The organism is Streptomyces sp. NPDC008121, assembly GCF_042957155.1.
GTDB lineage: Bacteria > Actinomycetota > Actinomycetes > Streptomycetales > Streptomycetaceae > Streptomyces.
Map to the genome: position 1 here is coordinate 117,469 of NZ_JBIBHT010000009.1, position 12,387 is coordinate 129,855.

General features: G+C 73.3%; 14 protein-coding genes. 6 read left to right on the plus strand and 8 right to left on the minus strand.

Annotation, left to right across the window (positions count from 1 at the left end; genetic code table 11):
• Positions 1 to 17 precede the first annotated feature (17 nt).
• Positions 18 to 1,322: an exo-beta-N-acetylmuramidase NamZ domain-containing protein gene (locus ACFZBD_RS27910; RefSeq protein WP_391144638.1), complete on the minus strand. Its 1,305-nt coding sequence runs from the start codon at positions 1,320 to 1,322 to the stop codon at positions 18 to 20.
• A gap of 174 nt (positions 1,323 to 1,496) precedes the next feature.
• On the opposite strand from ACFZBD_RS27910, the gene ACFZBD_RS27915 reads away from it, so the two are divergent.
• The 4 genes from ACFZBD_RS27915 to ACFZBD_RS27930 all read left to right on the plus strand — a co-directional run bounded on the left by ACFZBD_RS27915 (position 1,497) and on the right by ACFZBD_RS27930 (position 4,774).
• On the plus strand, positions 1,497 to 2,261 hold the full coding sequence (locus ACFZBD_RS27915; protein ID WP_391144641.1) for an SDR family NAD(P)-dependent oxidoreductase: 765 nt from the start codon (positions 1,497 to 1,499) through the stop codon (positions 2,259 to 2,261).
• Positions 2,258 to 3,943 (plus strand): AMP-binding protein, encoded by a 1,686-nt coding sequence (locus tag ACFZBD_RS27920; protein ID WP_391144644.1) that lies wholly within the window; start codon positions 2,258 to 2,260, stop codon positions 3,941 to 3,943. Before ACFZBD_RS27915 ends, ACFZBD_RS27920 begins: the two co-directional genes overlap by 4 nt.
• A gap of 29 nt (positions 3,944 to 3,972) precedes the next feature.
• A complete protein-coding gene (locus tag ACFZBD_RS27925; RefSeq protein ID WP_391144647.1) occupies positions 3,973 to 4,566 on the plus strand; it encodes a TetR family transcriptional regulator in 594 nt (197 codons plus the stop codon).
• 61 nt (positions 4,567 to 4,627) lie between these two features.
• Positions 4,628 to 4,774 (plus strand): hypothetical protein, encoded by a 147-nt coding sequence (locus ACFZBD_RS27930; protein ID WP_391144649.1) that lies wholly within the window; start codon positions 4,628 to 4,630, stop codon positions 4,772 to 4,774.
• 74 nt (positions 4,775 to 4,848) lie between these two features.
• Here ACFZBD_RS27930 and ACFZBD_RS27935 read toward each other — a convergent pair whose 3' ends face one another.
• Both ACFZBD_RS27935 and ACFZBD_RS27940 read right to left on the minus strand, forming a co-directional pair.
• A complete protein-coding gene (locus tag ACFZBD_RS27935; protein WP_391144651.1) occupies positions 4,849 to 6,063 on the minus strand; it encodes an acyl-CoA dehydrogenase family protein in 1,215 nt (404 codons plus the stop codon).
• A 6-nt stretch (positions 6,064 to 6,069) separates the two neighbouring features.
• On the minus strand, positions 6,070 to 7,092 hold the full coding sequence (locus tag ACFZBD_RS27940; protein WP_391144654.1) for a phosphotransferase: 1,023 nt from the start codon (positions 7,090 to 7,092) through the stop codon (positions 6,070 to 6,072).
• A gap of 133 nt (positions 7,093 to 7,225) precedes the next feature.
• Here ACFZBD_RS27940 and ACFZBD_RS27945 point away from each other — a divergent pair, with 133 nt between their 5' ends.
• A complete protein-coding gene (locus tag ACFZBD_RS27945) occupies positions 7,226 to 8,551 on the plus strand; it encodes an enolase C-terminal domain-like protein (protein WP_391144657.1) in 1,326 nt (441 codons plus the stop codon).
• Positions 8,552 to 8,593: 42 nt separating this feature from the next.
• Here ACFZBD_RS27945 and ACFZBD_RS27950 read toward each other — a convergent pair whose 3' ends face one another.
• Both ACFZBD_RS27950 and ACFZBD_RS27955 read right to left on the minus strand, forming a co-directional pair.
• Positions 8,594 to 9,490, minus strand: coding sequence for an MBL fold metallo-hydrolase (locus ACFZBD_RS27950; RefSeq protein ID WP_391144659.1), 897 nt, complete (start codon positions 9,488 to 9,490; stop codon positions 8,594 to 8,596).
• 62 nt (positions 9,491 to 9,552) lie between these two features.
• On the minus strand, positions 9,553 to 9,849 hold the full coding sequence (locus tag ACFZBD_RS27955) for a hypothetical protein (RefSeq protein WP_391144660.1): 297 nt from the start codon (positions 9,847 to 9,849) through the stop codon (positions 9,553 to 9,555).
• A gap of 146 nt (positions 9,850 to 9,995) precedes the next feature.
• On the opposite strand from ACFZBD_RS27955, the gene ACFZBD_RS27960 reads away from it, so the two are divergent.
• Complete coding sequence (locus tag ACFZBD_RS27960; protein WP_391144663.1) at positions 9,996 to 10,934, plus strand: zinc-binding dehydrogenase; 939 nt, start codon at positions 9,996 to 9,998, stop codon at positions 10,932 to 10,934.
• 88 nt (positions 10,935 to 11,022) lie between these two features.
• Here ACFZBD_RS27960 and ACFZBD_RS27965 read toward each other — a convergent pair whose 3' ends face one another.
• From ACFZBD_RS27965 to ACFZBD_RS27975, 3 genes are read right to left on the minus strand one after another with little or no spacing between them, the layout of a single operon-like run.
• The gene (locus ACFZBD_RS27965; protein WP_391144666.1) at positions 11,023 to 11,370 is read right to left on the minus strand and encodes a DUF202 domain-containing protein; all 348 of its coding nucleotides are present in this window, start codon (positions 11,368 to 11,370) and stop codon (positions 11,023 to 11,025) included.
• Positions 11,355 to 11,750 carry a DUF202 domain-containing protein gene (locus ACFZBD_RS27970; protein ID WP_391144668.1) on the minus strand — a complete coding sequence of 132 codons (396 nt, stop codon included), beginning with the start codon at positions 11,748 to 11,750 and terminating at the stop codon, positions 11,355 to 11,357. Before ACFZBD_RS27970 ends, ACFZBD_RS27965 begins: the two co-directional genes overlap by 16 nt.
• A 23-nt stretch (positions 11,751 to 11,773) precedes the next feature.
• Complete coding sequence (locus ACFZBD_RS27975) at positions 11,774 to 12,289, minus strand: NUDIX domain-containing protein (protein ID WP_391144671.1); 516 nt, start codon at positions 12,287 to 12,289, stop codon at positions 11,774 to 11,776.
• Between the last annotated feature and the right edge of the window lie 98 nt (positions 12,290 to 12,387).

A 12,387-nucleotide genomic window follows, 5' to 3' on the forward strand; every position in this document is an offset into this window, starting at 1 on the left:
CCGAGGCCGCCCCCGGCTCAGCGGTAGAGCAGGTACTCCCTCCGTACCGCCCGGAAGGCGGCCAGGTCCGCGGCCCAGGCCCCCACCACCTCGTCGGTGTCCGCGCCCGCGTTGACGAGGGTCCGCACCCGTGTCGAGCCGGTCAGCTTGTCGATCCAGTGGTCGGGGCGCCAGGCGAAGCCAGCCCAGGACCGCTTGGCGCTGATCAGCAGCCCGATCCCGGCGTGTACCGGATCGAAGGCGGCCGGGTCGTGCACATGGACCTGCACCCCGCCGACCGTCCGGCCCTGGAACTTCGAGAAGGTGGGGGCGAAGTACGCCTCGCGGAAGCGCACGCCGGGCAGCTCCAGCGCGTTCGCCGCCTCCGCCCACCGCCGGTCGACGCCCTCGGCGCCCAGCAGCTCGAAGGGGCGGGTGGTGCCCCGGCCCTCGGACAGGTTGGTCCCCTCGAAGAGGCAGGTGCCGGAGTAGACGAGCGCGGTCTCGGGGGTCGGCATGTTGGGGCTCGGCGGCACCCACGGCAGCCCGGTCGACCCGAAGAACTCCGTGCGCCGCCAGCCGGACATCCGTACCGTCTCCAGCTCCACCGGCTTCGCCAGGAACTCCCCGGCGAAGAGCCCGGCCAGCTCCGCCACCGTCATGCCGTGCGCCTGCGCGATCGGCTCGCGGCCCACGAAGGTCGCGAAGGCGCGGTCGAGGACGGGTCCGAGCGCCGCCCGGCCGGTGACCGGGTTCGGCCGGTCCAGGACCACGAACCGCTTCCCGGCCAGGGCGGCCGCCACCATGCAGTCGTAGAGCGTCCAGATGTAGGTGTAGAAACGCGCGCCCACGTCCTGGATGTCGAAGACGACCGTGTCCACGCCGGAGGCGGTGAAGACGTCCGCGAGCGGCTGCCCGCTCTTCAGGTACGTGTCGTAGACGGGCAGCCCGGTCGCCGGGTCCTCGTGGCGGCCCTCGGAGCCGCCGGCCTGGGCCGTCCCCCGGAAGCCGTGCTCGGGCCCGAAGACGGCCCGCAGGTCCACCCGGTCGTCGGCGTGCATCACGTCGACGATGTGGCGGACGTCGGAGGTGACCCCGGTCGGGTTAGTGACGACGCCGACCCGCTGCCCGGCGAGGAGCGCGTACCCGTCGGCGGCCAGCCGTTCGAAGCCGGTACGGACCCGGTGGCGGCCCTCGCGCCCCGCCCCTCCCTCGCGCCCTGCCCCTCCCTCGTGCGCCGCCGCCGGCGCGGCGCCCGCCCCCAGCGCACCGGCCGCCCCCAGCGCACCGGCCGCCCCCAGCGCGCCCCCGGCGGACAGCAGATTCCGTCTGGACAGGCTCATGCGGAAACCTCCTTGATCGCCCTTCCTGACATGGCCACGCACGCTAGCGCGCACCCGGCCCCCGGGGAACGAGGCGTGCGCGGCGCGACGCCCGACATCGCACGAAGGGGCTTCCCCCGCAACATACCGACTGGTTAGTCTGCTGACACTGTCACAACGGAGAGGCGGATCTCGATGAGTACGGTGCAGGGCGCTGGAGTGGTCGTCACGGGCGCGGGAGGCGGTATCGGGGCCGCCCTGGCCCGCCGGTTCGCCGCCGAAGGCGCGCGGGTCGTCGTCAACGACCTCGACCCGGGTCGCACCAAGGCCGTCGCCGACGAGATCGGTGCCGTCGCGGTGGCCGGGGACGCCTCGGCGATCGTCGAGGAGGCCCGCGAGGCTCTCGGCGGCACCGTCGACGTCTGGTGCGCCAACGCCGGCCTTGCCTCACCCGGCGACGCCTTCGCCGACGAGGCCGTCTGGGCCGCCGCCTGGGACGTCAACGTCATGGCTCACGTCCGCGCGGCGCGGGCCCTGCTGCCCGACTGGCTGGAGCGCGGCAGCGGCCGGTTCGTGTCCACCGTCTCCGCCGCCGGCCTGCTCACCATGGTCGGCGCCGCCCCTTACAGCGTCTCCAAGCACGGCGTGTACGCCTTCGCCGAGTGGCTCTCCCTCACCTACCGCCACCGCGGGGTCAAGGTCCACGCCATCTGCCCGCAGGGCGTGCGTACGGACATGCTCACCGCCGCCGGATCCGCCGGGAAGCTCGTCCTCGCCCCCACCGCCATCGAGCCCGAGGACGTCGCCGACTCCCTCTTCGACGCCATCGGGGCCGACCGCTTCCTCGTCCTGCCGCACCCCGAGGTCGCCGACTTCTACCGGGCCCGCGCCAACGACCCGGAGCGCTGGCTGGGCAACATGAACCACATCCAGCGGAAGTGGGAAGGGGCCGGCGCATGACCCCGGCCGAGTCGCCGAGCCCCACGCCCTCGCCCGGGCCGGGCCCCTACGCGGCCAGGCCCTGGCTCGCGCAGCTCAGCGAGGCCCAGCGGGCGCCGATATCGCCGCCCCCCACCGTGCTGCACGCCTTCCGGACCGCCGCCGTCCGCACCCCCGACCACCCCGCCCTCGCCTACTTCGACGGGCGGCTGAGCTACCGCGAGACCGACACCCTCTCCGACTCGGTCGCCGGCCATCTCGCCGCCCACGGCGTGGAGCGCGGCGACCGGGTCGCGATCATGCTCCAGAACAGCCCGCACTTCGTGCTCGCCCTGCTCGGCGCCTGGAAGGCCGGCGCCACCGTCGTCCCGGTCAACCCCATGTACAAGGCGGCCGAGGTCGGCCACGCCCTGCGGGACTCCGGGGCGATCGCCCTGATCTGCTCCGACCGCGCCTGGGAGAGCCACCTGCGGGACGCCGCCGCCGACACTCCCGTACGGATCGCGCTCACCGCCTGCGAGCGCGATCTCCAGACCCGCGACGACCCGCGCCTCCTCGGCTTCGACCGGGTCCCCACCGAGACGGACGACCTGCTGGCCGTGGCCCGCGCCGGGCACCCGGCGCCCCGGGACCGCGAGCTCGACGGGGACGACATCGCCCTGATCAGCTACACCTCCGGCACCAGCGGCACCCCCAAGGGCGCGCTCAACCTGCACCGGGGCGTCATCCACAACGCCGAACGCCAGCGCACCGGCCACCCCGTCCCCCCGGGAGCCGGTTACTTCGCGCTCGCCCCGCTCTTCCACATCACCGGCCTCGTCTGCGAACTCGCCGCCTGCTTCGCCAACGGCGGCACCCTCGTCCTCGCCTACCGCTTCGAGGCCGGGGTCGTCCTGGACGCCTTCCTGGAGCACCGGCCCGCCTACACGGTCGGCCCCTCCACCGCCTTCATGGCGCTCGGCGCCCACCCCGGCGCCACCCCCGACCACTTCTCCTCCTTCCGCGTCATCTCCTCCGGCGGGGCTCCCCTGCCGCCCGCGCTGGTGGAGCGGTTCCGCGCCGGATTCGGCCCGTACATCCGCAACGGCTACGGCCTCACCGAGTGCACGGCGCCCTGCGCCTCCGTACCGCCCGAGAAGGAGGCACCCGTCGACCCGGCCTCCGGGACCCTCTCGGTCGGCGTCCCCGGCCCCGACACGATCGTGCGCGTCCTCGACGAGAACGGCGCCGAGGTCCCCCTCGGCACACCGGGCGAGATCGCCGTCCGCGGGCCCCAGGTCGTCCCCGGCTACTGGGGCCTGCCCGAGGCGACCGCCGCCGGCTTCCCCGACGGCGAGCTGCGCACCGGCGACATCGGCTTCATGGACGAGGGCGGCTGGCTGTACGTGGTCGACCGCAAGAAGGACATGATCAACGCCTCGGGGTTCAAGGTCTGGCCGCGCGAGGTCGAGGACGTGCTGTACACCCACCCGGCCGTCCGCGAGGCGGCCGTCGTGGGCGTCCCCGACGCCTACCGCGGGGAGACGGTGAAGGCGTACGTCAGCCTGCGCCCGGGCGCGAGCGCCGACCCCGCCGAACTGTCCGCCCACTGCGAGCGGCGGCTCGCCGCGTACAAGTACCCGCGCGAGGTCGAGATCCAGCCGGAGCTGCCCAAGACGACAAGTGGGAAGATCCTCAGGCGGGAACTGCGTTCCCCGAAATGACGACGAGCACGAGCGAAAGGCGGCGGCGCATGGCCAGGACCACGGACGGGAGCGGCGTTCCCGTCCCCCAGAGGCTGCTGGCCGCCGCCACCCGGCTCTTCGCGGAGCGGGGCTACGACCGCACCTCCGTCCAGGAGATCGTGGAGGCGGCGGGCGTCACCAAGGGGGCGCTCTACCACTACTTCGGTTCCAAGGAGGACCTCCTCCAGGAGGTCTACTCCCGGGTCCTGCGCCTCCAGCAGGAGCGGCTCGACGCCTTCGCCGACGCCGACGCCCCGGTCGAACAGCGACTGCGGGACGCCGCCGCCGACGTCGTCGTCACCACGATCGACAACCTCGACGACGCGTCGATCTTCTTCCGCTCCATGCACCACCTGAGCCCGGAGAAGAACAAGCAGGTCAGGGCGGAGCGGCGGCGCTACCACGAGCGCTTCCGCGCGCTCATCGAGGAGGGGCAGCAGGCCGGGGTGTTCTCCGCCGCGACCCCGGCCGACCTGGTCGTGGACTACCACTTCGGCTCGGTCCACCACCTGTCGACCTGGTACCGCCCCGACGGCCCGCTCACTCCCCAGCAGGTCGCCGACCAGCTCGCCGACCTGCTCCTGCGCGCGCTGCGGCCCTGACGGCACACCGGTCCACCGCCCTGCGGTGGACCGGCCGGGGCAACGGGGTCACGGTGGAGGTATGGACCGTGTACCCCGGCTGTGGAGCGCCGCGTACGGACCGTCCCGGGCACCGCTCACCCGGCTGCTCGCCCGCACCGCCCTGCGGGTCACCGCCTTCGTCCGCTCCCTGGCCCTCGCCGAGCACCAGCCGTTCGTCAGCCCCTGACCCGCCCCCCGCCGACGCGGTACGGCGGCCGGACGATCGGCCGGCCGCCGTACCTCCGTCCGACGCCGTTGCGGCTACAGGTACTTCTTCAGCTCCCGGCGCGCCAGCGACCGCTGGTGCACCTCGTCCGGCCCGTCCGCCAGCTTCAGCGTCCGTGCCGCGGCCCAGAGTTCGGCCAGCGGATGGTCCTGAGAGACGCCGCCCGCGCCGTGCACCTGGACCGCCTTGTCGAGGATGTCGACCACCGCGCGCGGGGTCGCGATCTTGATGGCCTGGATCTCGGTGTGCGCGCCCCGGTTGCCGACGGTGTCCATCAGCCAGGCCGTCTTGAGGACCAGCAGCCGCAGCTGCTCGACCGTCACCCGGGCGTCCGCGATCCAGTTCTGCACGACGCCCTGCTGGGCGATGGCCTTACCGAAGGCGGTCCGGGACACGGCCCGGCGGCACATCAGCTCGATGGCGCGCTCCGCCATGCCGATCAGTCGCATGCAGTGGTGGATACGGCCCGGGCCGAGGCGGGCCTGGGCGATGGCGAAACCGCCGCCCTCCTCGCCGATCAGGTTCGCGGCGGGGACGCGCACATCGTGGAAGAGCACCTCGGCGTGGCCGCCGTGGGAGTGGTCCTCGTAGCCGTAGACCTTCATGGCCCGTCGCACCTCCACGCCGGGGGCGTCGCGCGGCACCAGGATCATCGACTGCTGGCGGCGGATGTCCGCGCCGTCGGGGTCGGTCTTCCCCATCACGATGAAGATCCTGCAGTCGGGGTTCATCGCCCCGGAGATGTACCACTTGCGGCCGCTGACCACGTAGTCGTCGCCGTCGCGGAGGATCCGGGTCTCGATGTTGGTGGCGTCCGAGGAGGCCACCTCGGGCTCGGTCATCGCGAACGCCGAACGGATCTCCCCGGCGAGGAGCGGCTCCAGCCACTGCTTCTTCTGCGCCTCGTCGCCGAACTGGGCGAGCACCTCCATGTTGCCGGTGTCCGGCGCGGCGCAGTTGAGGGCGGTGGGGGCCAGGTGCGGGCTGCGGCCGGTGATCTCGGCCAGCGGCGCGTACTGCAGGTTGGTGAGCCCGGCTCCGTACTCCTCGTCGGGCAGGAAGAGGTTCCACAGCCCCTGCCGCTTGGCCTCGGCCTTCAGCTCGTCCACCACCCGCGGGGTGTCCCACGGCGAGGGGAGCAGCGCCCGCTGCTCCTCGGCGGTCCGCTCGGCGGGGTACACGTGCTCGTCCATGAAGGCGAGCAGCTTCGCCCGCAGCTCCTCGGTGCGCGCGTCGAATGCGAAGTCCATGGCGGGTCAGCCTTCCTGGAGGGTGGTGAGGCCGTGCTCGATGAAGACGGGGACGAGGTCGCCGATGCGGTCGAAGCCGGCGCCGACGGTCTGGCCGAGGGTGTAGCGGTAGTGGATGCCCTCCAGGATCACGGCGAGCTTGAACCAGGCGAAGGCGGTGTACCAGGCGAGGGCGGAGGTGTCGCGGCCCGAGCGGGCGGCGTACCGCTCGATCAGCTCGGCGGGGTCGGGGTGCCCGGCCGCGGCCGCGGTGGTGCTGACGGGGGAGTGCGGGAGGTCGAGCTTCGCGCTGTACATCACCAGCAGGCCGAGGTCGGTGAGCGGATCGCCGAGGGTCGACATCTCCCAGTCGAGGACCGCCTTGATCCGGTCGTCCTCGCCGATCAGGACGTTGTCGAGGCGGTAGTCGCCGTGGACGACGGTGGCGGCGGGGGAGCGGGGCAGGTTCCGGCCGAGGGCGGCGTGCAGCTCGTCGATGCCCGCGAGATCGCGGTTGCGGGAGGCGTCGAGCTGCTTGCCCCAGCGACGCAGCTGGCGGTCGAGGAAGCCCTCGGGGCGCCCGAAGTCGCCGAGGCCCACCGCCTCGGGGTCGACGGCGTGCAGGTCGACGAGGGTGTCGACCAGGCCGAGGACGGCGGCGCGGGTCCGTTCGGCGCCGAGCGGGGCGAGCTGCCCGGCCGAGCGGTACGGCGTTCCGGCGACGAACTCCATGACGTAGAACGGCGCGCCGAGCACGCTGTCGTCCTCGCAGAGCAGGACCGTCTCCGGGACCGGGACGGCCGTGGGGTGGAGCGCGGAGATGACGCGGTGCTCGCGCTTCATGTCGTGCGCGGTGGCCAGGACATGGCCGAGCGGCGGCCGGCGCACCACCCACTGGCCGGTGCCGTCGGTGACGACGTACGTGAGGTTCGACCGGCCGCCCTCGATCAGCCGGGCGGTGAGCGGACCGGCCACCAGTCCGGGGCGCTCGCGGTCGAGGTGTCCGCGCAGCTGCTCGGGGTCGAGACCTGGCGGCTGGGCTGAGCTCATCGTGCGTACCTCCGGGGGGCGTCGAGGGATCGGCGACCATGATGACCGACCAGTCGGTATGTCGTCCAGGGCGGGGCCGGAAATGGCCGCGCGGGTCTGGCCACCCGATCCTGTTCATGAATAGGGTTCACATATGGATTCACGGCTGATCATCGACGACGTCCGGCTGACCCCGATCCTCATCTCCGACCCGCCGCTGCTCAACACCCAGGGCGTCCACCAACCCTTCACCCCCCGCCTCGTGGTCGAAGTGATCACACGGGGCGGGGTCACGGGCCTCGGGGAGACCTACGGCGACGGGAAGTACCTGGACCTGGCCCGCCCGCTCGCCGAGGCGCTGCCCGGCCGTACGGTCACGGACGTGAACGGCCTGTTCGCGCTCGCCGAGCAGGTGTGCGGTGACTCCCGCGCTGCCGACGGTCGGGTCGACGCGGGTGGGCTGCGCGGCGTGCAGACCGCGGACAAGCTGCGGCTCTCCGTCGTCTCCGCCTTCGAGGTGGCCTGCCTGGACGCCCTCGGCACCTCCCTCGGCCTCCCCGTCCACGCTCTCCTCGGCGGCAAGGTCCGCGACTCCGTCGAGTACAGCGCCTATCTCTTCTACCGCTGGGCCGCCCACCCCACCGGCGCGGACGACGGCGCTGACGACCGCCGGGAGGGCGGGGCCGGTACGGACGACTGGGGCGCGGCGCTCGACCCGGCCGGCATCGTCGCCCAGGCCCGCCGCTTCGACCGTACGTACGGCTTCCGCTCCTTCAAGCTCAAGGGCGGCGTCCACCCGCCCGACGAGGAGATCGCCGCGATCCGCGCCCTGGCCGAGGCGTTTCCCGGCCGCCCGCTCCGTCTCGACCCGAACGGCGCCTGGTCCGTGGAGACCTCCCTCGCCGTCGCCCGGGAGCTGAAGGACGTCCTCGAGTATCTGGAGGACCCGACGAGCGGCACGGCGCCGATGGCCGAGGTCGCGGCCCGCACGGACGTCCCGCTCGCCACCAACATGTGCGTCACGACCTTCGAGGAGCTGCCCGAGGCGCTCGCCCGCGACGCGGTACGGATCGTCCTCTGCGACCACCACTACTGGGGCGGCCTCCACCGCACCCGCGAACTCGCCGCGCTGTGCCGGACGTACGGCGTCGGGCTCTCGATGCACTCCAACACCCACCTCGGCATCAGCCTCGCCGCCATGACCCAGGTCGCCGCCACCCTCCCCGACCTCCGGCACGCCTGCGACACCCACTACCCCTGGCAGACCGAGGACGTCGTCACCACCCGCCCCGTCTTCCGCGACGGCCGCCTGACCGTCTCCGACGCCCCCGGCCTCGGCATCGCACTCGACCGGGAGCGCCTCGCCGCCCTCCACCGCCGCTGGCAGGAGAACGACGGCTCCCTCCGCGACCGCGACGACGCGGCGGCGATGCGGAGGGCACGCCCGGACTGGACCACCCCGGAGGTCCCCCGCTGGTGACACCCCCGGTCGCGGTTCCGGCGCCCGCCCGCGGGACACCCCCTACACGTGGCACGCCACCGGCACGCACCCGTTCAGCGCCGCCATGTCGCCGAAGACGAGCGCGGGGTCGAGCGGCGAGCCCTCCGGGAGGCCGGCCAGCTCCGCGTAGGCGCGGTGCAGGTTCGCGACGAGCCGCTCGCTCTCCCGCCATGCCGCGAACTCGCCGAGATCGGCCCGCCGCGCGGTCTCCAGCGGCGTCATCCCCTGGGCGTACCCCTCGCGGGCGAGCGCGGCGACCCAGTGCAGGTACCGCTCCGTCGCGTCGTACGCCGAGGGGTCGGTCACCGGGCCGTGCCCGGGGACCACGGTCGGGGCGTCCAGCGAGCGCAGCAGCTCCAGGGCGCGCAGGGAGCCGGCCAGTGAGCCCATCGGGAGGAAGGGCGTGCCGCCCTGGAAGACGAGGTCGCCGGTGAAGACCACCCCCGCCTCCGGGACGTGGACGACCGTGTCGCCGGTCGTGTGCGCGGGGCCCGGGTGCAGCAGTCGTACCTCCAGGTCACCCACGTGCACGGTCAGCCGCTCGCGGTACGTGAGCGTCGGCGGCGCCACCTCGATGTCGCCGAAGTCGGTCCCGGGCCAGAGGAGATGCAGCTGGCGCCCGGCCGCGAGCTGCTCGGTCCGGCAGTTCTCGTGCCCGATGACGCGCGCATCGGGCAGGAACACGCCGTTGCCGTAGGTGTGGTCGCCGTGGTGATGGGTGGACACGATCGTCCGGGGGAGCGGCAGACCGGCGGCGAGCACGGCCGCGCGCAGCAGCCGGGCCCGCCGCTCCGTGGCGGTCGTGTCCACCAGCAGGGTCTCCCCGCCGGTCCCGCCTGCGCCGAGGAACCCGGCGTTGTTCAGACACCAGCCCCCGTCGGGCTGCACGAAGGCGTGGACGGACGGCGCGAGCCTCACGACGTACGGCTCGGCGCCGGCCGGCGCCGCAAGCGGCGGGCTCAGCGGCCCCGAGGCGAGGCTCAGTGGTCGTCCCAGTGCCCGTCGTGCGCCGCGTGCCGGTGCCCGTCGTGCAGGTAGTCCAGATGATCACCGTGGATCACCGAGGTGTGCCCGCACGCCGGCCCGTGCTCGTGCGTGTGCCCCTCGTGCGCGAGGTGCTCCGCCCGCTCGCACTCGTCCCAGTGGCCGGAGTGCTCGCGGTGCAGGTGCCCGTCGTGGGCGTAGTCCACGTGGTCCTCGTGTTCGACCGCGGGATGGCCGCACGCGGCCCCGTGGGTGTGCTCGTGCGTCGGGTGCTCGTGGTGGAGAACGGTCATGACATCGCCTCTGTGAGGGTGCGGTGTGACGGCACCAGGCTAGTCCCGTTTGCCCCGGTCATCCCGGTTCTGGGTGGGGGTGTCGGGTCGCTCCGCCGGGGGAGCCCGGCTTGCGGGGCACCGGGGCCGCCTCGAAGGTTCGGGGTATGAAGGCGATCAGCTACAGCCGGTACGGCGGACCCGAGGTGCTCGAGTACGGCGAGCGGCCCGACCCGAAGGTCGGCCCCGACGACGTCCTCGTCAAGGTGCGGGCCGCCGCCGTGAACCCCGTCGACTGGAAGGCCCAGGCCGGGTACCTGGACGGCATGCTGGACGCCGTGTTCCCGGTCATCCCGGGCTGGGACGTGGCCGGGGTCGTCGTCCAGCCCGGTGTCTCCGTGACCGAGTTCGGCGTCGGCGACGAGGTGATGGGCTACGTCCGCGAGGACTTCCTCGCGCACGGCACCTTCGCCGAGTACGTCGCCGCCCCGGTCCGCACCCTCGCCCGCAAGCCCCGGACCGTGGGGTTCGAGGAGTCCGCCGCCCTCCCCCTGGTCGGCCTCACGGCCTATCAGGTACTGCACCGGGCCCTCGGCGTCCGCTCCGGGGAGATCGTCCTCGTCCACGCCGCCGCCGGCGGGGTCGGCTCCATGGCCGTTCAGATCGCCCGCCACCTCGGCTGCCGCGTCATCGGCGCGGCCCGCGAGGCGGGTCGGGACCGGGTCGTGGAACTGGGCGCGGAGCCTGTGCTCTACGACGAGCACACCTTCGTGGAGCAGGTCCGCGCGCTCGCCCCGGAAGGGGTGGACGCGGTCGTCGACACCATCGGCGGCGCCTTCCTCAAGCTCACGCCGAGGATCCTGGCCCCTGAGGGGCGCCTGGCCTCCATCGCGGACGGCGAGGTCATCGCCCTCGGCGGCCGCTACTTCTGGGTCCGCCCCGACGCCGACGACCTCGCCGCCCTGGCCGGCCTGGTCGACGAAGGCGTCCTGTCCGTACGGGTCGCGCGGTCGTTCCCGCTGGACCAGGCCGCCGACGCCCAGCGCGCCAACGCCGAGGGGGGACTGAACGGAAAAGTGGTGGTCACGGTGGAGTGGCCCGACTGACGCACGGCGTACGACGCTTCCGGCGCACGCCGCTGGCAGCCGCCCGCGCCCCTCAGCGCAAGGGCCGGTGCGAATGGCGTACGCCCCGTCACAGCACCACCGCGACCGCGAGCCCGGCCAGGGCGACCGTGCACGCCGCCGCGAGGAGAGCGCCCCGGCGGGAGAGCGCGCGGGGCCGGGCCGTGTCCAGCGCTCCGATGCGCCGGTGGGCGACGGCGAGGAAGCCGATCCAGACCAGAGCCGACAGCGCCATGCCGACCAGCGCCCCGGCCGTGATCTCGTCGTCGATCGCCGCCCGTACGGCGAGCACCGCCACGACCGTGCAGGCCAGCGTCGTACGCCGCCAGGCGAGCCGGGTCCGCTCGGGTTGCAGCCCCGGGTCCTTCGCGTCGACCGCCCCCGCGGACCCCGACGCGCCGGTCACCGCCCGGCCCACCCGAAGATGATGACCACCACCATCGCGAGGGCCACCAGGGCCACCGCGAGACCGAGCACCGTCGGGAACCGCGACACCGGCAGGTCCTCGCCGCGCCGCATCGCCCGCTCGCAGCGCACCCAGTGGTTGACCGCCCGCAGGGCGCACAGCACCCCGGCGGCGAGCAGGGCCAGCGCGAGCCCGACCCGTACCCCCCAGCGCAGATCCGGCAGGAACTGGTCGACGGCGAATCCGCCGCCGACGAGCGCGAGCGAGGTCCGTATCCACGCCAGGAACGTCCGCTCGTTGGCCAGCGAGAAGCGGTAGTCGGGGGTGTCACCCTCCTCCCGGATCCGCTGGGGGGCGAACCACAGGCGCAGGCTCCGTACGAAATCGCTCACCCCGGCACCCTATCCGCCGCTCTTCAGCGCCTCCTGTGCGCGCGCAGCCGCTCGTACGCGGCGAGGCCGTCGGGGACCCACTCCCACTCGGGCAGCCGCCGCTCCAGCTCCGCGTCGGTGACGAAGCCGTGCCAGGCGACCTCCTCCACCTGCGGGTTCACCGGCAGGGTGCACCGGACCTCGTAGACCGCCGACCACCACTTCCCGGCGACGCCGCCGGAGTCGTAGAGGAAACGCAGCACCGGCTCGGGGCGGGACAGCCCGCGCACCCCCAGCTCCTCCTCGGCCTCGCGCAGGGCGGCCGCGTCGTACGACTCGCCCGCGCCGACCACACCGCCGACGAACATGTCGTACATCGAGGGGAAGAGCAGCTTCCCCGGGGTCCTGCGGTGGATGAAGGTCCGGCCCTCGGCGTCCCGGACCCGGACGAACACGCAGCGGTGGATCAGCCCCCGCGCGTACACCTCACCGCGCGGAGCCTGCCCGACCACCCGGTCGGACTCGTCCACGACGTCCAGTACCTCATCCGCGGCGCTCATGACGTCATTCAATCAGTGGCGGGTCGTGCCCGACGCGGAGAAAACAGATGCGGTCGATCGGTGCCGGACGGTTGACTGGATACATCGGTGTATCCAAT

Bases quoted from the DNA above. Each gene is read 5' to 3' on its own strand.
- ACFZBD_RS27910 (WP_391144638.1), bottom strand. From the start codon at position 1,322: ATGAGCCTGTCCAGACGGAATCTGCTGTCCGCCGGGGGCGCGCTGGGG.
- ACFZBD_RS27915 (WP_391144641.1), top strand. From the start codon at position 1,497: ATGAGTACGGTGCAGGGCGCTGGAGTGGTCGTCACGGGCGCGGGAGGC.
- ACFZBD_RS27920 (WP_391144644.1), top strand. From the start codon at position 2,258: ATGACCCCGGCCGAGTCGCCGAGCCCCACGCCCTCGCCCGGGCCGGGC.
- ACFZBD_RS27925 (WP_391144647.1), top strand. From the start codon at position 3,973: ATGGCCAGGACCACGGACGGGAGCGGCGTTCCCGTCCCCCAGAGGCTG.
- ACFZBD_RS27930 (WP_391144649.1), top strand. From the start codon at position 4,628: ATGGACCGTGTACCCCGGCTGTGGAGCGCCGCGTACGGACCGTCCCGG.
- ACFZBD_RS27935 (WP_391144651.1), bottom strand. From the start codon at position 6,063: ATGGACTTCGCATTCGACGCGCGCACCGAGGAGCTGCGGGCGAAGCTG.
- ACFZBD_RS27940 (WP_391144654.1), bottom strand. From the start codon at position 7,092: ATGAGCTCAGCCCAGCCGCCAGGTCTCGACCCCGAGCAGCTGCGCGGA.
- ACFZBD_RS27945 (WP_391144657.1), top strand. From the start codon at position 7,226: ATGGATTCACGGCTGATCATCGACGACGTCCGGCTGACCCCGATCCTC.
- ACFZBD_RS27955 (WP_391144660.1), bottom strand. From the start codon at position 9,849: ATGACCGTTCTCCACCACGAGCACCCGACGCACGAGCACACCCACGGG.
- ACFZBD_RS27960 (WP_391144663.1), top strand. From the start codon at position 9,996: ATGAAGGCGATCAGCTACAGCCGGTACGGCGGACCCGAGGTGCTCGAG.
- ACFZBD_RS27975 (WP_391144671.1), bottom strand. From the start codon at position 12,289: ATGAGCGCCGCGGATGAGGTACTGGACGTCGTGGACGAGTCCGACCGG.